General features: G+C 70.1%; 21 protein-coding genes and 1 pseudogene. 18 read left to right on the forward strand and 4 right to left on the reverse strand.

Annotation, left to right across the window (positions count from 1 at the left end; translation table 11 throughout):
* Positions 1 to 32 precede the first annotated feature (32 nt).
* The 3 genes from JS278_RS00360 (at position 33) to JS278_RS00370 (ending at position 2,376) form a co-directional block, all read left to right on the forward strand.
* Complete coding sequence (locus JS278_RS00360) at positions 33 to 1,064, forward strand: carbohydrate ABC transporter permease (RefSeq protein WP_114043447.1); 1,032 nt, start codon at positions 33 to 35, stop codon at positions 1,062 to 1,064.
* Entirely contained in the window at positions 1,061 to 1,954 is an 894-nt protein-coding gene (locus JS278_RS00365) for a carbohydrate ABC transporter permease (RefSeq protein ID WP_114043448.1), read from the forward strand. The genes JS278_RS00360 and JS278_RS00365 overlap by 4 nt, the downstream gene beginning before the upstream one ends.
* Before the next feature lie 68 nt (positions 1,955 to 2,022).
* The gene (locus JS278_RS00370) at positions 2,023 to 2,376 is read left to right on the forward strand and encodes a DUF4127 family protein (RefSeq protein ID WP_114043449.1); all 354 of its coding nucleotides are present in this window, start codon (positions 2,023 to 2,025) and stop codon (positions 2,374 to 2,376) included.
* A 221-nt stretch (positions 2,377 to 2,597) separates the two neighbouring features.
* On the opposite strand, the gene JS278_RS00375 is transcribed toward JS278_RS00370, so the two are convergent.
* Positions 2,598 to 3,566, reverse strand: coding sequence for an N-acetylglucosamine kinase (locus tag JS278_RS00375; RefSeq protein WP_114043450.1), 969 nt, complete (start codon positions 3,564 to 3,566; stop codon positions 2,598 to 2,600).
* 79 nt (positions 3,567 to 3,645) lie between these two features.
* On the opposite strand from JS278_RS00375, the pseudogene murQ reads away from it, so the two are divergent.
* Positions 3,646 to 4,518, forward strand: a pseudogene (gene murQ, locus JS278_RS16705) (N-acetylmuramic acid 6-phosphate etherase); the annotation flags it as partial.
* Positions 4,519 to 4,717: 199 nt separating this feature from the next.
* Positions 4,718 to 5,245, forward strand: coding sequence for a GNAT family N-acetyltransferase (locus JS278_RS00385; protein WP_114043451.1), 528 nt, complete (start codon positions 4,718 to 4,720; stop codon positions 5,243 to 5,245).
* A gap of 33 nt (positions 5,246 to 5,278) precedes the next feature.
* On the opposite strand, the gene JS278_RS00390 is transcribed toward JS278_RS00385, so the two are convergent.
* Positions 5,279 to 5,476 (reverse strand): hypothetical protein, encoded by a 198-nt coding sequence (locus JS278_RS00390; RefSeq protein WP_147243096.1) that lies wholly within the window; start codon positions 5,474 to 5,476, stop codon positions 5,279 to 5,281.
* A 401-nt stretch (positions 5,477 to 5,877) separates the two neighbouring features.
* Between JS278_RS00390 and JS278_RS00395 the strand changes: the two genes are divergently transcribed.
* The 11 genes from JS278_RS00395 to JS278_RS00445 all read left to right on the forward strand — a co-directional run bounded on the left by JS278_RS00395 (position 5,878) and on the right by JS278_RS00445 (position 17,316).
* Positions 5,878 to 6,546 carry a hypothetical protein gene (locus tag JS278_RS00395; RefSeq protein ID WP_114043453.1) on the forward strand — a complete coding sequence of 223 codons (669 nt, stop codon included), beginning with the start codon at positions 5,878 to 5,880 and terminating at the stop codon, positions 6,544 to 6,546.
* A 318-nt stretch (positions 6,547 to 6,864) separates the two neighbouring features.
* On the forward strand, positions 6,865 to 7,365 hold the full coding sequence (locus tag JS278_RS00400; protein WP_114046026.1) for an SAF domain-containing protein: 501 nt from the start codon (positions 6,865 to 6,867) through the stop codon (positions 7,363 to 7,365).
* Complete coding sequence (locus JS278_RS00405; protein ID WP_114043454.1) at positions 7,365 to 8,150, forward strand: hypothetical protein; 786 nt, start codon at positions 7,365 to 7,367, stop codon at positions 8,148 to 8,150. The genes JS278_RS00400 and JS278_RS00405 overlap by 1 nt, the downstream gene beginning before the upstream one ends.
* A gap of 413 nt (positions 8,151 to 8,563) precedes the next feature.
* On the forward strand, positions 8,564 to 9,778 hold the full coding sequence (locus JS278_RS00410; protein ID WP_114046027.1) for a TadA family conjugal transfer-associated ATPase: 1,215 nt from the start codon (positions 8,564 to 8,566) through the stop codon (positions 9,776 to 9,778).
* Positions 9,769 to 10,686, forward strand: coding sequence for a type II secretion system F family protein (locus JS278_RS00415; protein WP_114043455.1), 918 nt, complete (start codon positions 9,769 to 9,771; stop codon positions 10,684 to 10,686). Before JS278_RS00410 ends, JS278_RS00415 begins: the two co-directional genes overlap by 10 nt.
* Positions 10,683 to 11,588, forward strand: a complete 906-nt coding sequence (locus JS278_RS00420) for a hypothetical protein (RefSeq protein WP_114043456.1) — start codon at positions 10,683 to 10,685, stop codon at positions 11,586 to 11,588. Before JS278_RS00415 ends, JS278_RS00420 begins: the two co-directional genes overlap by 4 nt.
* 108 nt (positions 11,589 to 11,696) lie before the next feature.
* The gene (locus tag JS278_RS00425) at positions 11,697 to 11,948 is read left to right on the forward strand and encodes a hypothetical protein (RefSeq protein ID WP_425451454.1); all 252 of its coding nucleotides are present in this window, start codon (positions 11,697 to 11,699) and stop codon (positions 11,946 to 11,948) included.
* 80 nt (positions 11,949 to 12,028) lie between these two features.
* Entirely contained in the window at positions 12,029 to 12,322 is a 294-nt protein-coding gene (locus JS278_RS00430) for a hypothetical protein (RefSeq protein WP_114043457.1), read from the forward strand.
* Entirely contained in the window at positions 12,319 to 12,831 is a 513-nt protein-coding gene (locus tag JS278_RS00435) for a TadE/TadG family type IV pilus assembly protein (protein WP_114043458.1), read from the forward strand. The genes JS278_RS00430 and JS278_RS00435 overlap by 4 nt, the downstream gene beginning before the upstream one ends.
* Entirely contained in the window at positions 12,828 to 15,665 is a 2,838-nt protein-coding gene (locus JS278_RS00440; RefSeq protein ID WP_114043459.1) for a LysM peptidoglycan-binding domain-containing protein, read from the forward strand. The genes JS278_RS00435 and JS278_RS00440 overlap by 4 nt, the downstream gene beginning before the upstream one ends.
* A 169-nt stretch (positions 15,666 to 15,834) precedes the next feature.
* Positions 15,835 to 17,316, forward strand: coding sequence for a CoA-acylating methylmalonate-semialdehyde dehydrogenase (locus JS278_RS00445; RefSeq protein WP_114043460.1), 1,482 nt, complete (start codon positions 15,835 to 15,837; stop codon positions 17,314 to 17,316).
* Positions 17,317 to 17,512: 196 nt separating this feature from the next.
* Here JS278_RS00445 and JS278_RS00450 read toward each other — a convergent pair whose 3' ends face one another.
* Both JS278_RS00450 and JS278_RS00455 read right to left on the reverse strand, forming a co-directional pair.
* Positions 17,513 to 18,130, reverse strand: a complete 618-nt coding sequence (locus JS278_RS00450; protein WP_114043461.1) for a LysE family translocator — start codon at positions 18,128 to 18,130, stop codon at positions 17,513 to 17,515.
* Between the two features lie 76 nt (positions 18,131 to 18,206).
* Positions 18,207 to 18,995, reverse strand: a complete 789-nt coding sequence (locus JS278_RS00455) for a helix-turn-helix transcriptional regulator (RefSeq protein WP_114043462.1) — start codon at positions 18,993 to 18,995, stop codon at positions 18,207 to 18,209.
* A gap of 90 nt (positions 18,996 to 19,085) precedes the next feature.
* Between JS278_RS00455 and JS278_RS16275 the strand changes: the two genes are divergently transcribed.
* Both JS278_RS16275 and JS278_RS00465 read left to right on the forward strand, forming a co-directional pair.
* Entirely contained in the window at positions 19,086 to 19,430 is a 345-nt protein-coding gene (locus JS278_RS16275) for a hypothetical protein (protein WP_147243097.1), read from the forward strand.
* Entirely contained in the window at positions 19,427 to 19,672 is a 246-nt protein-coding gene (locus tag JS278_RS00465; RefSeq protein ID WP_114043464.1) for a hypothetical protein, read from the forward strand. Before JS278_RS16275 ends, JS278_RS00465 begins: the two co-directional genes overlap by 4 nt.
* Positions 19,673 to 19,682 lie beyond the last annotated feature (10 nt).

The raw sequence follows: 19,682 nt of genomic DNA on the forward strand, positions 1-19,682 counted from the left end.
GACGGCCGCCCCTCCATCAGATTGAGTCCTGCATGAGTGCATCCACCCCCCTGGGCGCTTACGCGGAGGTAGGAACCCTCTCCGGTGCTCCTGAGGCGCCCGAGGCCCTTCCCCCCGCGAGGAAGCGTCACCGTCACTGGAGCTTCGACAAGGTCAGCTTCTTCGCCGTGTTCCTCGGCGTCCCGCTGATCATCTACCTGGTCTTCGTCGTGTCGCCGTTCATCCAGGCGTTCTACTACTCGCTCACCAACTGGGGAGGGTTCTCGGCCACCTTTGATTTCGTGGCGCTGAAGAACTACGTCCGGCTGCTGGGCGACGACGTATTCCAGAAGGCGATGGTCAACAACGTGCTGCTGGCGGTATTCGTGCCGCTCATCACCATCGTGCTGTCATTGATCCTGGCCACGATGATCACGGTGGGAGGGTCCAGCTACGGCCAGACCCGCGGCCTCAGCAGGTCGGGCTTCTACCGCGTCGTGTCGTTCTTCCCGTACTGCGTGCCAGCCGTGGTCATCGGCCTTATGTGGGGCCAGATCTTCGATCCCTCGCACGGGCTGGTGAACGGGATCCTCACGAAGTCGGGAGCGCACTGGGCCGAGGAGTTCGCCTGGCTCGGCGAGAAGTCGACCGCCATGCCGGTCTCCATGTTCGTCATGATCTGGGCCTATGTGGGCTTCTACATGCTGCTGTTCATCGCCGGCATCAAGTCGATTCCCGCCGAGATCTTCGAGGCCGCCAGGATCGACGGGGCGGGCCGGTTCAGGACCGCCGTCTCGATCACCGTCCCGCTGATCCGCGACAACGTCCAGACGGCGTGGATCTACCTGGGCATCGCCTCCCTGGACGCCTTCGTCTACATGAGCGTGCTGAACCCCTTCGGAGGGCCGGGCAACTCCACCCTGGTGATGAGCCAGCAGCTCTTCCAGGCGGCATTCAGCAAGGGCCAGTACGGCCTCGCCTGCGCGATGGGCGTCGTCATCGCGATCATGACGATGATCTTCGCCGGGATCGTCGCGCTGGTGAATCGTCTGACCGGCGGCAAGGACACGGTGACGATGGCATGAGTACCTCCCTTCAGGCTCCCGTCGCCGTCGACGAGATCGACGTCCACCATCCGAGGTCGAGCACCGGCGACAAGGCCGTCTCGACCACCGCCCACGTGCTGCTCATCGTGTGGGCGGTCATCGTGATCCTCCCGCTGCTGTGGACGATCCTCACCTCGTTGAAGACCACCAGTGAGATCTTCTCCTCCCCCTTCGGGCTGCCGAAGACGATCCAGTGGATCAATTTCAAGAACGCCTGGACCACCGCTCAGATCGGCGACTTCTTCCTCAACACCATCGTGGTGGTGTTCTCCGCACTGATCATCGTCATGGTGCTCGGGGCGATGAGCGCCTATGTGCTCGCCCGCTACCGGTTCCACGGGAACAAGCTCATCTACACGCTCTTCCTGGCGGGCAACACGTTCCCCATCTTCCTGGCTGTCGTCCCGCTGTTCTTCACCCTGAAGAACATGGGACTGCTCAACACGATCCCGGGCCTCATCATCACCTATGTGGCGTTCGCGCTGCCCTTCACCGTGTTCTTCCTCTACGCCTTCTTCAAGACGCTGCCCTTCGAGATCTACGAGGCCGCGCAGATCGACGGCGCCGGGGAATGGCGCACCTTCTTCAGCGTCATGCTGCCGATGGCCAAGCCCGGTTTCGCCTCGGTGGCGATCTTCAACTTCCTGGGTCTGTGGAACCAGTACCTCATCCCCGTGGCGCTGAACACGAGGACCGACAACTACGTGCTCTCCCAGGGGCTGGCGGCCTTCGCCTCGCGCACCAACTACGAGGTGGACTACGGTGCCCTGTTCGCCGCCGTGGTGCTCACGGTGCTCCCGGTGCTCATCGTCTACGTCATCTTCCAGCGGCAGCTGCAGGGATCGGTCTCCCAGGGCACGATGAAGTAGCGAGCTTCCAGTCCTCGCCATGGTTCGTCTCGGCCGTGTGGAGTGGTTGCTCCTGACACGCCGTCCCAGTGCATGCCGGGAAGCAGGGACGGCGTGTCGGGAGCAACCACTCCGGTGTCATCCGCTACGGGGAGTGGCGGGGGACCGGCTCCCGGCCGGAACGCGAGAAACTGCTGGTGCACCGCCTGTTGGAGGACTGCGTCCACCAGGCCCGGGGGCGCCGAGGGCTGCGCGAGGAACTGGGCCTGGCCTCGACCGGGACCGTCTTCGGCCCCGGCCAGGAGGCGCGGGCCGTGGAGAAGGCCACCCGGATGCTGGAGGACGGGCTGTGGGATCTGGGATTCGTCGGCTGGCGGGTGGAGAACGTCGGATTCTCCTGGCATCGCACCTTCGAGATCGACTTCGAACTGAGGTGCCGGTGAGTGCGATCGGGACGGGCGACAATTTCTCGTCCCAGAGGCCGGGATCGGGCGACGGCGGCCCGGGATTCCGGGTTCTGGAGCGAGAAAATGCGGCCCGTCTGATCCTGACGGGAGTGGTGGGAGCTGGGTTGGCCGGGCTGGGGCCCGACGATCACTCGCGCGAGACGTGACCCTGTCACAGGTGCTCCCGTCAAATGCAACAACGACAACTCAGCAATTTGTCACAGCTCGTCGTCGAGAAAATCACAACGACACTTTCGAGCAACGTCGCGTGTCGGGGCCGCGATCATCTCCCGGGCGATCCTCACCGCGCCGAGGACCGGATCGGAGGCGGTGAGGACCGTCCAGCCCTCCAGCTCGCCGGTCACCAGCTCGCGCACCACCGTGTCGTGGGCCAGCACGCCGCCGGCCAGGACGACGGTGCGCGGTCCTTCCCCGACCACCGCTCGCAGGCTGTTCAGCAGGCCGGACGCCGCCTCGCGGCAGATGCCGGCGCTCACCTCATCGGCGCTCACCCGGTCGGGCCCTGCCGCCTCGAGCACCAGCGGCGCCAGGCGCGCCATCTGGGCCGGGACCAGCTCGTCGATCCGGCGGACGAGGTCCTGGGCCGGGTCCCCGGTGACGGGCTGGATGTCCAGCGCCCCGATCAGCGACGTCGAGAGGGTCGTGGCGGGTCCGCGCCCGTCCACATCGGCAGCCACGGCGCGCAGTCCCTGCCAGCCGATCCACAGGCCCGAACCGACGTCCCCCAGGATCCAGCCCAGGCCGTCGGCCCGGCCGACCACCGACCCGTCGCGGAAGCGTGCCGCCACCGCACCGGTGCCCGACAGCAGCAGGTATCCGTCCGGGCTCTCGCTGGCCGACCGGAAGGCGGTGGCCAGGTCGTTCTCCACCCGGACCCTTCCGCAGATCCCTGCCAGTGTCTCCCGCATCGCCGCCGACACCTCGTCGTGGCGCGCCGCCCCCGCCCCGGAGGCGCCGACGACGATCACCTCGGGACGTCTCCCGCCGGCCGCTTCCACGGCTCCGGAGGCCGCTGCGGACACCGCCTCGGCGGCCGCGACGACACCGCCGGCGGCCGATCTCAGGTTGGCCCCGCCTGCCTGTCCGCGGCCCAGCTGCCGACCTGTAGTATCGACCATCAACGCACGGGTGCTGGTGCCTCCAAGGTCGATCCCCATCACTGTCATGGCCAGGGACCATACGCCGGTCTCCGGGCGCTTCCCTCCAGAAGGACACAGGAGGACATCAGGTGTGGACAGAATCTACATGGGGCAGGTACGTTCAGCGTGCCGTCGATGTGCGAGTGAAGAAGGAGGTAGCGTGACAGCTTCTTCCCGGGTCCTGTCCGGGCCCCGCCTGAGCTGGCCCACGGAGACGCGCAATGAACGCACCCTCGACATCGATCAGTTGGACTCCGCGGGAGTGGTGACCGAGATCCTCGGCGAGGACGCCCGGGTCGCGTCGGCCGTCCAGTCCTGCACCGGGGAGATCGCCCGGGCGGTCGACCTGTATGTCGCAGCCCTGGCCGCGGGCGGGTCGATCCACTACGTCGGAGCCGGCACCTCGGGGCGGTTGGGGGTGCTCGACGCCGTCGAGCTTCTGCCGACCTACGGCATCGGGCCCGACCGGGTCATCGGTCACATGGCCGGGGGTGAGGGGGCCTTCGTGAGGGCGGTCGAGGGGGCGGAGGACTCCGAGGAGCTCGGCGCCACCGAGCTGGCACAGGCCGGCCCGCACGACGCCGTCATCGGCATCGCCGCGAGCGGCCGCACCCCCTACGTCCGGGGAGCGCTCGCCGAGGCCCGGCGCCGTGGCCTTGCGACCGTACTCATCTCCACCAATCCACAGGCGCCGCTCGCCGGGTTCGCCGACGTCGCGATCCTTCCCGACACCGGTCCCGAGGCGGTCACCGGATCGACCCGGATGAAGTCCGGCACCGCCCAGAAGATGGTCCTCAACGCCATCTCCACGGCCGCGATGGTGCGGCTGGGCAAGACCTGGTCGAATCTGATGGTCGACGTCGTCGCCACCAACGAGAAGCTCCACCGGCGGATGGTGCGGATGGTCGAGCAGGCCGCCGGCGCCTCCCCCGAGGCGGCGGCGGACGCCCTCACCCGGGCGGACGGTCGGGTGAGGGTGGCGATCGTGGCGCTGCGGGCCGGAGTCGATGTGGATCAGGCGGAGGCGGCTCTGAGAAAATGCCCCCCGACCCGGGCCGGGCGGGGGACCCGTCGGGGCTGCGCACGGCTGTGCGAGCGGCTGCGGCGGACCGTCAGGGCGACGGTCGCACCGGCGCCGCGGACGGACAGGACCGATGACGACGATGTTGAGGAGAACCATGACCCCGCAGGTCGACGTCATCCCGCTCGTCGAGGAAGACCTCATCTGGCTGTGGCACTGGAACGTCGAGGTGCCCGATGCGGCGTGGAAACGGTGGGACGGGCCTTATTTCGGCGACGTCGACGACCGCGAGTACGAAGAGTTCTGCGCGGACTGGCGCCCGCGTCTGCGATCGGGGGACCGGGCGCTGGTGACCGTGGAGGGCCACCGCTGCGGGTTCGTCAATCGATTCGAGGAGCCCCCGGCCGGCGGCGGCTGGTGGGAGCTCGGCATCGTCATCTTCGATCCCGAGCTGTGGGGACAGGGCATCGGGCGGCGGGCACTGGCGAGCTGGATGCGCCAGACCTTCCGGGAGACCGACGCCCATGTACTCACCATGACCACCTGGAGCGGCAACGAGAGGATGATCCGCTGCGCCTCGGGTCTCGGTTTCTCGGAGTGCGGACGCGTGCCGGGGGCCCGGCTCTGGGACGGGAGGCGGTGGGACTCGGTGACGATGTCCCTGCTGCGCGAATCCCGGTTCTGAGCCGGGCCCCGGACGGGCGCTGTCTGGAGCCGGTCAGGTGGCCTGCGATGTGATGTGCGGATCGGGCCTGGCGACATCGGCCCTCACATGCCAGAGATCATCGCACAGGTTCAGCAGGCGACTCTCCTCCTCGTCGAGCGGTCGGCCGGCCGACTCGAGCCAGGCGAGGTCGAGCGCGGCCCCGATGATGCGGGTGATGGGCGTGGAGTCGCCCGGAAGGGTTGGTGGCACGGATCCCTCCAAGATCTGGTGGCGAGTGGGCACATGTCAACACCTGCCGGTGTCACGGCCGCGAACCGCATTCCGGTGATGTAGACACGAGCATGTAAGCACTGGAGATGGGCATCCGGGAGCCGGATTCGTTGAAAATTGGAAGACTCACCCGTGAACTCACCCGTTGTTCGCCCAGAGCTGGTCGGCGACCTCGTGTTCAGCGCCGGATCCGTCCCCCGCGGGGGTGACAAGCCCGATCCGGTTTCGTGGTCTCGCACCCGCATCCCGAAGGTCGGTGACCCGCCTCGGAGGTGACGCCGTCCGCTTTATCGGCCATGGGGCCCCGACAGATCTGTGGGTCAGGATGGAAGACTGGCGGCCATGAGAGTGGGGGTAGCGGCCGGATGGAAGGGGGAGAGATGATTCAGCCCGGACGGATCGCCGGTAGGGCCGTGGCTGCGACGGTGACTGCCGTATCGCTCGCCATCGCGGGGTGCGAGAGCACGTCGGGAACCGCCACGCCGACTCCCACCCCCTCCACCACCGCATCGGCCGGATTCACCACCGCCGACTGGGCGACGTCGGTGGCCACCTCGGGGCACCGCCTGGGAGTCGTCGGCGACAAGCGGGTCCGCATCACCGTCTACCAGGTGGCGACCGCGCCGGCGCCGACGGCGTCTGTGATGGTCGATCCCACCGACGGGACGCCGGTCATCGCGAAGGGCGACCGGCTCGTGGTGCTGCGCTACGTCGTCACCAACATCTCCACGGATCCGATCAGCCTGGGCATCGGAACGGTGGCGATCACCGCCCGGTACCCCGACTGGCCGTGGGAGCCGGGGCTGGTCGGGGTGAGGGCCCCGGAGCTGATGGCCACGGACAAGGCGCCGACCACTCCCTTCAAGGCCGGCACCCAACGTCCCCCGTACGTCCTGGAGCCCGGGGCCTCCTTCATGGTGGGCCAGAACGCGCCCTACGAGACCGCCGAGGAACTCCAGCTCGATGCGAAAGTCGTCGTGAGCGACGATTCGGGCAGTGATGATGCGAGCCTCAGCTGGTCGGTCAAGGGATCCGTGCACCTGCGCTGACCTGTGTGGTCGCCGCGGGAGTTTTCCACAGGCGGCGAGTTATCCACAGATTTCGGCACAGAACCTTGAGGTCGTCCGTGATGTCTGCTTGAGTACAGCGTCATGTTGACAGCCCGCACGCGGAGGGCCAGGCATGCACCCTCCGACGACGTCGCAGAGCCCGGCGCGACCGCGCCCGGAGCCGTCGAGGAGTCGCCCCGGCTGCGCTCCCGGCGCTCCCCGATGCTCATCGTCGCGGGCCTGCTGTGCGCGGTGCTGGGTGCCCTGGGCGGCGCCTTCGCCTGGACCCAGGCCAGCCGGGCCCAGTCGGTGCTCGTGATGACCCGCGACGTCGCCCGTGGCGAGCAGCTGCGCTCCGGTGACGTCGGGGTGGTCTCGATCTCGGTCGCCGAAGGCGTGTCGACGTTGCCGGCCTCCGAGCTGGACGGACTGATCGGAGAACATGCCCGGGTCGACCTGCCTGCCGGGTCGTTGCCCGGCAGGGGGTCCGTCGGTGCCCTGCCGCTCACACCGGGCACGTCCAGAGTGGGGCTGCGGCTTCCCGCCGGACGGATGCCCACCTCGCCGATGCCCGCCGGAACACGGATCAGCGTCGTGGAGGTGGCCGAGAAGTCCGAGACACAGGCCGCCGCGAACGCCTCGCGCAGCGCGGACGCCGAGACCCCTCGCAGTACCGATGCCGTCGTCGTCCGTGCCCCGGTCCGTGCCGAGGACCGCACCAGCTGGTTGCTCGACGTCGAGGTGAGCGCCGATCAGGCGGCCCGGTTGGCCGATCTGGCCTCCCGCGACCGGGTGGCCGTCATCGTCAGGGGGCCGTGATGGCGATCCTGCTGCTCACCTCCGCCTCCGGAGCCCCCGGCGTCACCACCACCGCCCTGGGCCTGGCGCTGTGCTGGCCCCGCGACGTGCTGATGGTCGATGCCGATCCGCACCCCTCCCACGCGGTGGAGTCCGGATATCTGTCCGCCGGAACCGAGACGGGCGGCGGCCTGGCGGATCTGGCTGGAGCCCATCGCGCCGGAACCGATCTCACCGCGGCCCTGTGGAACCAGGTGATCGCGCTGCCCGGGATCGACGGCCGGCCGAGCCCCACCGCCCGCTTCCTGCCCGGTTTCGGGCATCCCGCCCAGCCCGCCCTGTTCACCATGATCTGGCCGGCGATCGCCGCCTCGCTGGCTGAACTCGGCGACGCCGGTGTCGACGTCATCGTCGACCTGGGCCGGATGGGCTCCGACGGCCTGCCCGCCGAGCTGTGCGCCAGGGCCGGTGCCGTGGGAGTGGTGACCCGCTGCGGTCTGCGCCCGCTGGCCGGCCTGTCGGTCAACGCCGAGACCGTCGAAGCGGTGTCGTCGCGCACCGCCGCGACCGTCGGCCTGGTGACGGTCGGCGCCGGGCACCCCTACTCGGCTCGCGAGATCTGCGCCCAGTTCGGGATGCCGGTCATCGCCGAGGTGGCCGACGATCCCCGCGCCGCGGCGGTGCTGTCCGACGGCGCCCCGGGACCCCGCGGATGGGCCTCGGGACGCTACGCGTCGGGTCTGCGCCACAGCGCCGCACGGCTCGCCGGGCTGCTCGCCGACGCCGCGAGGGAGGTCGCGCTGTGACCGCCCCACGACGTCTGGACGGCGCTGTTCGCAACGGTGAGGGCCGAAACGGTGCGGACCGCGACGACGCCGGACCCACGAGTTCCGGCCGCCACGACGGGGATCCAGGAGCCCCCGCGGCGTCGACCCCTTCGAGCGCCGGCCTGGCCGGGCTGCTGCGCCGGGTGGGTCCGACGTCGGCCAGTACGCCGCTGCGCCCCGCCCCGGGATGGACTCCGAGGCGGCCCTCGTCGGTCCCCGGTCCGGGCGCGACGGCATCGCGGACGGGATCGCAGGCAGACCGCGTCGGCGACGGACCGGTCGACTGGGCGCTCGTGGTGCGGCTGCGTCGCGAGGCGGGCGACCGGATCAGCCGGGAGCGGGCCGAGCACCGGGAGAACCGGGGCCTGGATCTGGACCCTGAAGATCTGCGGATGCTCGGGGAGGCGGTGATCCGCGAGGTGGTCCACGCCCACGCCGAGCGGCTCGCCGCCACCGGCGAGGCGCTGTGGTCGATGGACGCCGAGATGCGCCACGTCCGGGTGGTCATCGATGCGATCTTCGGCTACGGCCGCCTTCAGCCCCTCTTCGAGATCCCCGACGCCGAGAACATCGAGATCAACGGCTGCGACCAGGTGCTCGTCCAGTTCTCCGACGGCCACCGGGAGGAGCGTCCGCCGGTGGCCGACTCCGATGCCGAACTGGTCGAGGCGATCCGGTTCCTCGGCGAGTCCGCCGATCCGCCCCGCCCCTTCGACGACGCCCACCCCACCATGACGGTGGCCCTGGGCGACCGCTACCGTCTCCACGTCATCGGTTTCGGGTTGGCCCACCGGCCCTCGGTGGTGATCCGCCACCACACCCTTACCGACGTCGGGCTCGACGACCTGGCCGCCACCGGGATGATGCCGCGGGCGGTGGCGGTGCTGCTGCGCGCCGCGGTGCGGGCACGGAAGTCGATCGTCATCTCGGGGGATCAGGGGGCCGGCAAGACCACCCTGCTGCGGGCGCTGGTCGACGCGATCCCGCCCACCGAGCGGTTCGGCACCCTGGAGACCGACTACGAGCTGCTCACCCACCTGCGCCCGGCCAGGCGCAACATGATCGCCCTGCAGGCCACAGTCGGGCTGGGGGAGCGGATCGACGGCCGCAGCGTCGGCGAGTACACGGTGGCCGATCTCATCCCCGAGGCGCTGCGGCAGAACCTGTCCCGGCTGGTGATCGGCGAGGTGCGAGGGGCTGAGGCCGGGGCGATGTTCGAGGCCATGCAGACCGGCGCCGGCTCGTTGAGCACCACCCACTCCCACTCGGCCTCCTCGACCATGGACCGGCTGGCCGCCAGGGTGGCCCGCGGCGGGGCGATGGGAATGGACGAGGCCTACCGCCAGATCGCCCACAACATCACCCTGCTGGTCCACGTCACCCTCGTCGACGACACCTGGCGGGAGGGGGTGCGGCGCCGCTACATCTCCGAGATCCGCCAGCTCACCGGCGCCATGGAGGGCGGCAGACCGGTGACCCACCTCACCTATGCGGCCGGTGCGGGCCCCAGCGGCGCCGGAGGGCCGCGCGGCACCGTCTTCCATCCCGATCCCGGCCTGCTGGCCGAGCTGCGGGCCGTGGATCCCGAGATCGGATCCTGGTCATGAACGCCGCGCTGGCCGGCCTGCTCGCGGCGTTGGTGACCGGCGGCCTGGTGATGATCCTGGCGGGTGCGGTGCCGGCTCCCCGTCCACCCCGTGGCGAGAGGTTATCCACAGGACTGTCCACACACTTGTGGACGGCGGTGGAGAAGAGGTGGCGATCGGCACCACGAGGCCGCCGGATCCGGTGGACAGCGGGTCTGGTCGCGGGCCTGGTGGGGTACCTCATCACCGGCTGGGCGATCCTCCTGGTGCTCGGGCCCGCCCTGCTCATCGGGCTGCCGGTGCTGCTGGCCGATCCGCCCGAACGCGATCTCGACCTGGTCCGTGGGCTGGAGCGCTGGGTGCGGTTGGTGGCCGGGTCGGCGTCCACCGGCAAATCGGTGGTCGACGCCATCCGGGCCACCCGGCGTCAGGCCCCCGAGATCCTCGCCGAACCGCTGGCCGGGCTGGTGGGACGCCTCGACGCCCGGTGGGAGCCGCGCGCGGCCTTCCAGCATCTGGCCGACGACCTGGACTCCGCCGACGCCGATCAGGTGATCGCCGCCGTGCTCATCGCCTCCCAGCGGGGCGGCACCGGCGCCTCGGCCACGCTCACCGCCCTGGCCGGCGGACTGACCGATCGCGCGAAGGCGATGCGGGAGATCGGCACCGAACGGGCCAAGCCGCGGATCGTGGTGCGGCAGGTGACCGCCGTCATCGGGGTCGTGCTGGGCGTGGCGCTGGTCTTCGGGCGCAGCTACTTCACCCCCTACGCGAGCCTGCTCGGCCAGGGGCTGCTGTGCCTCTACGCGGCCATGTACGCCGGGGCCCTGGCGGTGCTCGCGAGACGGTCGCAGATCCGCCGTCGCGGCCGGATCCTGGTGGCGGCGGGTTCTGGTGAAGGCGGAGCCTGGAGGAGGGGGACGCCGTGATTGAGCCCTCACTCGTCCTGGCGGCCGCCTGCGGGGCGGTGCTGGCCGCCTCCCCGGTGCTCGTGGTCGCCGGACGGCGCCGAGCCCCGGTCCGGCTGTCCGACGCCCTCGACCGGTTGTCGGGGGCCGGGGCCGAGCCCTCTCCGCTGGCCGAGCTGCCTGCGGACGCCGGCCGTCTGGACCGCCTGGGGGCGAGACTCGCCGCCGGACGGCTGGGCAGGGTGTCGCAGCCGACCCGGCGGGTGCTGGCACTGCGCGGCCGGACGCTGAGCGATTTCATGGTCGAGAAGTGCGTGTGGGCCCTGGCCGGGCTGATGCTTCCGCTGCTGGTGGCCGGGGTGGGCCGGCTGACCGGGCTGAACCCGCCCGCCGCGCCGGTGCTGGTGTCCATGGCTCTGGGCGCGGCGGGTTGGTTCCTGCCCGACCTGCGGCTGCGCTCCAGCCGGCGGGAGGCCAGGCAGGACGCCGCCGAGGCGGTACTGAGCTTCATCGACCTGGTGACCCTGGCCAGGCTCGCCAATGAGTCGGCGTCACGGGCACTGGTCGACGCCGCCCAGCTGAGCGATCACGCCGTGATGATCCGGATCTGCGCCACCCTTGAGCGTGCGCGCCTGGAGCAGCAGGCCCCCTGGGCGGGGCTGGAGAGGCTGGCCGATGAGCTGGACCTGCCCGAACTGGCCGAGCTCGTGGAGGTGCTGCGCCTCGACGACCAGGGGGCCGCGCTGGCCGGGACACTGCGGGCCAGGGCCGCCGAGATGCGCGACGCCCACCTCACCCGCGAGAAGATCGCAGCCCAGGAGACCTCCGAATCCATGACGGTGTGGATGGTGGTGCCGGTGCTTGTCCTCGGCCTGGTGCTGCTCACCCCGCCTCTGCTGCGCCTTTCAGGGCTGGCGCCATGAGCACCCTCGCCGTCGTCCCCCGCGATCCCTCCCGTCTGTCGACCGTCCACCGCTGCCCGTCCACCGCTCACTCCCGTCCATCCACCGCTCACCCCGCCGGAGGCCCCGATGTCCACACCACCACGACCCGTGCCGAGCTCCCCGCGTGGCATCGCCCTCATCCGTCGCGCCGCCGCGGTGATGCTGCCGGTCCTGACGCTCCTGCCCTCGGCACCGCAGCGCCCGCGGACTCCCCGTCGCGACGAGCGGGGACTCAGCCAGTCCACCGAGAACGCCATCCTGCTGGTCGGGGCGGTATCAGTGGCCACCATCGTCGTGACGGCCATCACCGCCTACGTCAAGAGTCACCTGCCCACCTGACCGGCGCGTCACGCCGGGCCGGCACCGAGCGCGGAGTCGTCGACTCGGTCCAGTGGGCGCTGGTCTGGCCGCTCGTCCTGATGGCCGTGTTCGGCGTCATCCAGGCCGCGGTGGTGCTCCAGGCGCGCTCGGCGGTCACCGAGGCCGCCCGGGCCGCGGTGCGCGCGGAGACGCTGGCCGGTTCGCAGCCGGGCGACGCCCTGGACGCCGCGCGGCAGGTCGCCGGGCCCTCCGGGGTCCGTGACATCTCTGTGGCGGTCCATCGGTCCGGAGCGCTGACGACCGTCGAGGTGCGCGCCCGCGTCCCGGTACTCCTCGACCGGGCGTCGACGCCGTTGAGCGCCAGCGCCGTCGGGGTGAAGGAGGGGACATGAGACGCCTCATCACCCTCATCGTCGGGTCCCGTGCTGCCGAGTCTCGTGCAGTCGAGTCCTTTGCTGCCGGTGCCCCGGGCATCGGGCACAGACCCGCCCGGGACCGTGGGGCGGCGGCCCTGGAGGCTGCCGTCGTCCTGCCCGCCGTGCTGCTGCTGGCCGCCCTCACCGCCGCATCCTGGCGGCTGTGGCAGACTCGCGGGGACGTTCACTCGGCCGCCGAGGCCGCCGCCCGGGCCGTCTCGGTGGCCGCCGGACCCGCCCAGGGCGTCATGGCCGGGCGTCAGGTGGCCCTGGCCGATCTGGCGGGCACCCGATGCACGGTACCTGCGGTCGACGTCGATCCGGTGGGACTCGCAGTCCCTGTCGGGTTCCCCGGTCGGGTCGAGGTGCGGGTCGGCTGCACGGTCTCGATGGCGGATCTCCTGCTGCCCGGCCTGCCGGGCTCATTCCATGTCTCGGCGTCCGCCGAGGCGCCGGTCGACAGCCACAGGGAGCGACAGCCATGACCGCCGTCCGACGCATCCTCTCCTCGCTGGTCGCCACGGCCGTGCTGGTGCTCCTGGTGATCGGCTCGCCGGTCGCCCTGCTCGCCTGGGGCCGTCCCGAGGAGCTGCGGCGTCTTCCACAGGCCCTCAGCGCCCCTGACGACGGCGGCCTGCTGCTCGGCCTGTTCACCCTGGTCGGCTGGGCCGCCTGGCTGGTGTTCACGGTCGCCGTGGCCGTCGAGGCGGTCAACCTGGCCGCCGGACTGCCGGGGCGACGTCGGTTCCGCGTCCCGGGCCTGCGGCCGGTGCAAGGTATCGCCGCCGGACTGCTGGTCGCCAGCCTGGCGCTGCTGGCCCCGATCTCCCGCGCCGAGGGGCCGCCACCGGCGGCCCCGGTCGCTGCTGCGTCGCCGGTGGCCGTCCCCGACCGTGCGGTACCCGATGCCGGCCACGGCACCGGGAGCGCCCCCGCCACGGACCATCAGCAGGCCGCCGACGCGGGAGTCGCCGCAGCCGACGGCGTCGACCATGTGGTGGGGCCGAGCGACAGCCTGTGGTCGCTGGCCCGGCAGTCCTACGGTGACCCGACCCGGTGGCGCCGGATCGCCGCGGCCAATCCCGGCATCGACCCGGCCGCGCTGCCGGTGGGCGACACGATCAGAATTCCGGCCGATGCCCGGCCCACGAGCCCGGCCGATGCCCGTGGCTCGTCTCCGGCGGACGCTCCCGCCGACCCGCGGACCGTCACCGTGGCGCGCGGCGACACCCTCAGCGGTCTGGCCCGGTCCCACCTCGGCGATCCCGACCGCTGGACCGAGATCTACCAGCTCAACCGGGACCGGATCGCCGACCCCGATGCGATCGACGTCGGCTGGATCCTGCGGCTGCCCTCGGCTCCCGCCTCCCAGGGCCGGGCCGCGGCCCCGGTCCCGGCGCCGCACGTGCCCCGGGGCCTGCCGGCCGCCCCGGCATCTCCAGGCAGGTTGGCGCCGACCCCCTCCCCGGCGCCGACGGCCGCTGCGAGTTCCGCACCGGCACAAGCCGCTGTGCCCGCCGCTCCCGCGGCGGTCCCTGAGTCCGGCACGACCCCCGCCGGCACCCCGACTGCCGTCCCTCCGGCCGCCGACGGACGGTCGGAGGCGCTGCGAACGGCGCTGGCCGGGATGAGCCTCTTCCTGGCCGGCGCCATCTCGGGCGCCCTGCTCGCCGGGCGGCGCTCCCAGCTCTTCGCCCGCCCGGTGGGCCGCCGGGTGCCCGTGCTGGAGGACGAGGCCGCGGCCCTGCGCGCAGCCCTGGCCGGTGCCGGCGACGAGGAGACCGGGGGCCCTGACCCCGATGACCTGCCGATGGCCACCGTCGTCCTCGGCGACGACGATGACGGTCCGGTCGTGCTCGATCTCGCCGAGACCGACGGCTGGCTGGGAGTGACGGGGGACCCGGCCGACGTCGAGGCGATGGTCGCGGGAATCGCGCTCAGCCTCACCTGCACACGGTGGAGCCAGGGGCTGGAGGTGGTGGCGGCCGGGCCCGGGCTGGCGTGGCTGGGCGAGACCGGATGCGAGGACGTCCGGCTGGTTTCCGGCAGGGACGCGATGGACAGCATCGATGCCCTGCTGGCGGGTCCCAGGGCCGTGCCCGAGGACCTCCCGCCGGTCGAGCGGGTGATCGTGACCGACGCCGTCCCCGACCGGCTGCCCGACCCCCTGCAGCTGCGCCGGGCCGGGGTGGTGCTGGTGAGTCCGGCTGCCGCCACCGACCCGCCCAATAGGGCTTTGGCACTGGTGAGGATCGAGTCCGCCGAATCGGCTCGGCTGGGATCGCGGGTCTTCGCACCGCAGCTCGTGACCGCTCCGGTGAGGCGAGGGATCGTCACCCTCGTCGAGGCGACGAGCGCCGACCGCACCGAAGAGGCGCCCTGGTGGGAGCACGACGGTGAGGACCCCCGGGCCGCCGACCGCGATCTCACCGGACCTGCCGGCAGCAGCGCCGAGGACCGCGTCGTGCATGTCGTCGATCATCCCGCTCGCGCTCCCGTCGAAGGGCTCGGCATGGCGGCGATGCCGTGCGAGCACCCCCACGTCCCACCGCCCGATGAGGAGACCGATGTGTCGCCCAGCACCGTTGCCGAGGCCCCGGTCCTCCGAGTGCTCGGCACTGTCGAGCTCGTGGGGGCGCGGGGGGAACGTCCGTCGAAGGCCGTGCGGCAGTGCCTGGAGTACTGCGCCTGGATCCTCGCCCATCCCGGCAGCGGCTCGGCGCAGATGGGCGCGGCGCTGATGGTCTCGGAGCCGACCAGGCGGTCGAACACGTCCCGGCTGCGACGATGGCTGGGCCGCGACGATGCCGGGAAGGCCTACCTGCCCGACGCCTACGACGGGGAGATCCGGATGAGTGACGCCGTGGGCACCGACTGGGAGAAGGCCCAGGTAATGCTGGTCGGCGGGATCCGCAGGACCTCCGACCCGAGTCTGCGGGCCGTCCTCGACCTGGTGCGCGGCGCACCGATGGCCGACGCCGCCCCCGGCCAGTGGCACTGGGCCGAGGAGTGGCGCACCGAGATGGTGCAGACCATCCGCGACGTCGGCGTCGAGCTGGCCCGCCGGTCCCGCGCCTCCGGTGACCTGCGGACCGCCCGGTTCGCCCTGGACCGGGCCCTGGTGTGCTGCCCCGAGGACGAGGAGCTGATGTGCGAGAAGATCCGGGTGGCCCATCTGGCCGATGACAGCTCCGAGGTCGAGCGGCTCGTCTACGTCCTGACCAGGCTCGCGAGAAGGCTCGGTGTCGATCTGGCCGAGGAGACGGTGGTGCTGCTCCAGGAGGTGATGGAGGGCCAGGCGCGGGCCCGGGTGGTCTGAGGGGCGTGACAACGCCGGCCCTCGGCCGCTGGGCTTGTCGCCAGCCGTGGCTGACATTTGGTGATCTTGTCAGCACATTCGTGCATGTCCTGTTTGGTCCGACCATTAAGGCGTACAGTGAGTCCTGCGCAAGCAGAATATCTCCCATCAATTGGAGCTGGTAGCAGACATGAGTAGCGCCGACACTGCATCTGTCAAGACATTGAAGAACTGGATCGGGGGCGAGTGGGTCTCCTCGACGTCGACCGACATCCAGGACGTTCCCAACCCCTCCAACGGTGGCATCGTCTCCCGGGTGGCGATGTCCACCCGCGACGAGACCGCCGCCGCCATCGCCAACGCCGCGGAGGCCTTCAAGACCTGGTCGAAGGTCTCGGTGATCAAGCGCGCCAAGATCCTGTTCAAGCTGGAGCAGCTGCTCGAGCGCGACAAGGACGAGCTGGGCGACATCATCACCGCCGAGAACGGCAAGCCCCACAACGAGGCCGTCGCCGAGGTGGGCCGCGGCATCGAGAACGTGATGCACGCCGCCTCCATCCCCAACCTGCTGATGGGCGACTCCCTGCCCACCGTCGCCACCGACGTCGAGGTGACCAACTACCGGTACCCGATCGGCGTCACCGGGGCCATCTGCCCGTTCAACTTCCCGATGATGGTGCCCTTCTGGATGTTCCCGATGGCCATCGCCTGCGGCAACACCATGGTGCTCAAGCCCTCGGAGAAGACCCCGAACCTGATGAACAAGGTCATCGACCTGACCGTGGAGGCCGGGCTTCCCGCCGGCGTCCTCAACATCGTCCAGGGCGGGCCCGACGTCGTCAACGAGCTGCTGGAGAATCCGACCGTCAAGTCGATCTCCTTCGTCGGCTCCGAGGGCGTGGGCCGGTACGTCTACGAGCACGGCACCGCGAACTTCAAGCGGGTCCAGGCGCTGACCGGCGCCAAGAACCACACCATCGTGCTGAACGACGCCGACGTCGCCGACACCGTCACCAAGACCCTGTCGGGCGCCTTCGGATCCTCGGGTGAGCGCTGCATGGCCGGTTCGGTGATCCTGGTCGAGGACGGGGTGGCCGACGAGTTCATCGCCAAGTTCACCGAGGCCGCCAAGGGCATCGACATGGGCGACACCACCGAGGAGAACTACTACCTCGGGCCGGTCATCCGCAAGCAGAACCAGGAGCGGACCTTCAAGTACATCGAGGAGGGCGTCAAGGCCGGCGCCGAGCTGGTCCTCGACGGCCGCGAGGGGGTCCCGGAGGACGGCTACTTCGTCCGCCCGACCATCTTCGAGCGCGTCACCCAGGACATGAGCATCTGGACCGACGAGATCTTCGCCCCGGTGGTCGACATCGTCCGGGTCAAGGACCTGCCGGAGGCCGTGGCCTTCGCCAATGCCCACCATCTGGCGAACGGCTCCTGCCTGTTCACCGACTCGGCGGCATCGATCCGTTACTTCCGCGAGAACATCGACGCCGGCATGCTCGGTGTCAACCTCGGTGTGCCCGCCCCGGTGGCCTACTTCTCCTTCTCCGGGTGGAAGGACTCCTTCTTCGGGGACCTTCACGCCAACGGCAAGGACTCGGTGGAGTTCTACACCCACCGCAAGGTGGTGACCGCCCAGTACAAGCAGGGCCGCTTCAACAAGTGATTCTCTGAAGCTCTCGCACGCATCTCACCCCCGTGTCCTCGCGGATGCGGGGGTGAGGTCTGTCCGGGGGACGGGTGCGCTCCGGATCTCTCCCTCAACAGGGGTTTTCGTCTCCGTGGGGACGAAACGGCCTCTTGAGCGGGGAATCCGAGAGGTGCGATCGGGCCGTTTCCCGATGCGCGCTCATCGCTGCCTTTCATCCGAGATGGCTGGTGACGAGGGTGCCGAGCATGCCGAGTCCGAAGAGAGTGAGGACGCCCCCGGCGATCCTGGTGAGCCACGGCAGGACGCGATCCATCCGAGCCAGCGCTCGCCTGGAGCCGAGGACCACGGCGACGAAGACATCCCATGCCAGCACCACGGTGAACATCCAGGCGCCGTAGAGCGCGAGCCTCGCGGGTCCGTCGGCCGACACCGCCGCGGCGAGGCTGACGTAGAACAGGGCGTTCTTGGGGTTCAGTAGCCCTGAGGTGATGCCGAGACCGAGGTTCTTAGCCCAGTTCGCCGGTTCTGCACGAGGGTCCTCGCCGAGGTCGATGCGTCCCCGCGACCTGAGGAACATCACCCCGATGAGAATAAGGAAGCTTCCGCCCGCCAGCCGGATGGTATCGAGCACCACGGGTTGCGCGACGAGGGAGACCCCGGAGAATGCGGCGGTGATGAACAGGCCGTTGGCGGCGGCGATGCCCAAGCATACGCCCGTGGCGTTGCGCCAGCCGCTGGTGATCGCGGTGCGGGCGATAAGGAAGAAGTCGACTCCCGGGACGAGCAGGGCCAGAAAGTGCGCGAGGGCGACGGCGATGAACTGTTCCACATCTCTCCTGACCTGTGGCGGTGGACCCGTCGAGTGTCGGAGGAGAAGGCTTGTACGGTCTTGTACGTTCGTGCAGTCAGCCGCGATAGACGCCCGGTGATGCCGCGACATGGGCACGGAAGACGCGGTGGAAGTGACTCTGGTCGGCGAATCCGAGGGCGTGGGCGGTCTCGACGATGGGAACTCCCCGCCGCAGCATGTGCTCGGCCCGCACGATCCGGACGTTCTGCCGCCAGGCCAGTGGGGACAGCCCGGTGGCGCGCTTCATCGACCGGATGAGCCGGAATCTGGACATGCCGACGAGCCGGGCGAGCTCGTCCAACGAAGGATTGACCTCGTCATTCCTGAGGTGCTCCAGCACCGGTCGCAGGACATCGAGGAGCTCGGGATCGGTGCTGCTGCCGACGAGGAATTCCGGCTCCGCGGCGTCGAGGGCGCCCAGTGCTTCGGTGAACGCCGCCTCGATGCGTTCGGCCGAGTCATCGGCGAAGATCACCTCGCCGAGGGCGCCGGCGCGGCGATTCAGGTCGGGGCGGCGCAGCACACTTATGCCCGCGAACAGATGGGAGTCCGCTCCGCCGGGGGTGAGCGCGGCCGCCCATGACTGATCCATATGGATCATCTGGTAGCGCCATCGGCCCTCATGCGGGTTGCAGGCGTGCACCTGACCTGCCGGGATGGTGACGACGTCGCCGGGCCTCAGGAGAATCTGGCCGGCCGGTGGACCGGTGAGCACGGAGGTTCCCTCATCGATGACCCCGATCGAGAAGGTGTCATGGGCATGGGGCCGGTAGCACGGGGTGTCCCGGCATGAGCGCCGTCCTTCCAGGTGCGGTAGCGCGGTGCTGCGCCGGAACTCCTCCATCCGAGTCTCCTTCCATCCGCCCGCGACAGTGCCGCTCATGTCTGGGCGGACCACTGCTCACGATACGACCGGGGCCCGGTGCCTCCGATGATGACTGCGAAGGTCGACGGGACTGGTCATCCCGTACCGCCGACCTGTTCCCTGGGATCATGGAGGCGACACGACTGGTGCGAGGAGGTGGCCTCGATGAGGATGGCGCGCTCGGCGTTCAAACATGGGTGTACCGGGACTGACATCGACGTCGCCCTGAAGTACTACGTCACGCGGCAGGCGCTGGGTGAGGGCCCTGAGCGCTGGTTGTACACGGGATTCGATACTGCGGGAAGACCACTCGAAATCGTGACGATTCTGGGGGACGATGGAAAAGAGGCAGTGATCCACGCGATGGCTCTTCGCACGAGCTACAGACCGACCAGGAAGGGGCACCGCTCATGAGTGATGACAGGACCGTCGACAACGTGCCCGGAGTCTCTTCGGAGCGCTTGGTCGAACTCGTCGCTGAGGCCGAGCGCGGGTACAACTTCGATGAGGACCGTACCGAATGGGGCCCGGGCGCGCTCCTGCTCGATCTTGACGAGGATCAGCGGGCGGCCGTGCTGGCCCGGGCCTTCCGGGACCGTACAGATCCGGCGTCCGTCGTCCGAGCCGCTCTGGCTGAATATCTGGCAACGGCCTGATCGAGGGGTT

This window comes from Acidipropionibacterium virtanenii (assembly GCF_003325455.1).
In the GTDB taxonomy this organism is placed as follows: domain Bacteria; phylum Actinomycetota; class Actinomycetes; order Propionibacteriales; family Propionibacteriaceae; genus Acidipropionibacterium; species Acidipropionibacterium virtanenii.

Bases quoted from the DNA above. Each gene is read 5' to 3' on its own strand.
- JS278_RS00360 (WP_114043447.1), top strand. From the start codon at position 33: ATGAGTGCATCCACCCCCCTGGGCGCTTACGCGGAGGTAGGAACCCTC.
- JS278_RS00365 (WP_114043448.1), top strand. From the start codon at position 1,061: ATGAGTACCTCCCTTCAGGCTCCCGTCGCCGTCGACGAGATCGACGTC.
- JS278_RS00375 (WP_114043450.1), bottom strand. From the start codon at position 3,566: ATGACAGTGATGGGGATCGACCTTGGAGGCACCAGCACCCGTGCGTTG.
- JS278_RS00385 (WP_114043451.1), top strand. From the start codon at position 4,718: ATGACCCCGCAGGTCGACGTCATCCCGCTCGTCGAGGAAGACCTCATC.
- JS278_RS00395 (WP_114043453.1), top strand. From the start codon at position 5,878: ATGATTCAGCCCGGACGGATCGCCGGTAGGGCCGTGGCTGCGACGGTG.
- JS278_RS00400 (WP_114046026.1), top strand. From the start codon at position 6,865: ATGACCCGCGACGTCGCCCGTGGCGAGCAGCTGCGCTCCGGTGACGTC.
- JS278_RS00405 (WP_114043454.1), top strand. From the start codon at position 7,365: ATGGCGATCCTGCTGCTCACCTCCGCCTCCGGAGCCCCCGGCGTCACC.
- JS278_RS00410 (WP_114046027.1), top strand. From the start codon at position 8,564: ATGCTCGGGGAGGCGGTGATCCGCGAGGTGGTCCACGCCCACGCCGAG.
- JS278_RS00425 (WP_425451454.1), top strand. From the start codon at position 11,697: ATGTCCACACCACCACGACCCGTGCCGAGCTCCCCGCGTGGCATCGCC.
- JS278_RS00430 (WP_114043457.1), top strand. From the start codon at position 12,029: ATGGCCGTGTTCGGCGTCATCCAGGCCGCGGTGGTGCTCCAGGCGCGC.
- JS278_RS00435 (WP_114043458.1), top strand. From the start codon at position 12,319: ATGAGACGCCTCATCACCCTCATCGTCGGGTCCCGTGCTGCCGAGTCT.
- JS278_RS00440 (WP_114043459.1), top strand. From the start codon at position 12,828: ATGACCGCCGTCCGACGCATCCTCTCCTCGCTGGTCGCCACGGCCGTG.
- JS278_RS00445 (WP_114043460.1), top strand. From the start codon at position 15,835: ATGAGTAGCGCCGACACTGCATCTGTCAAGACATTGAAGAACTGGATC.
- JS278_RS00455 (WP_114043462.1), bottom strand. From the start codon at position 18,995: ATGGAGGAGTTCCGGCGCAGCACCGCGCTACCGCACCTGGAAGGACGG.
- JS278_RS16275 (WP_147243097.1), top strand. From the start codon at position 19,086: ATGACTGCGAAGGTCGACGGGACTGGTCATCCCGTACCGCCGACCTGT.
- JS278_RS00465 (WP_114043464.1), top strand. From the start codon at position 19,427: ATGAGTGATGACAGGACCGTCGACAACGTGCCCGGAGTCTCTTCGGAG.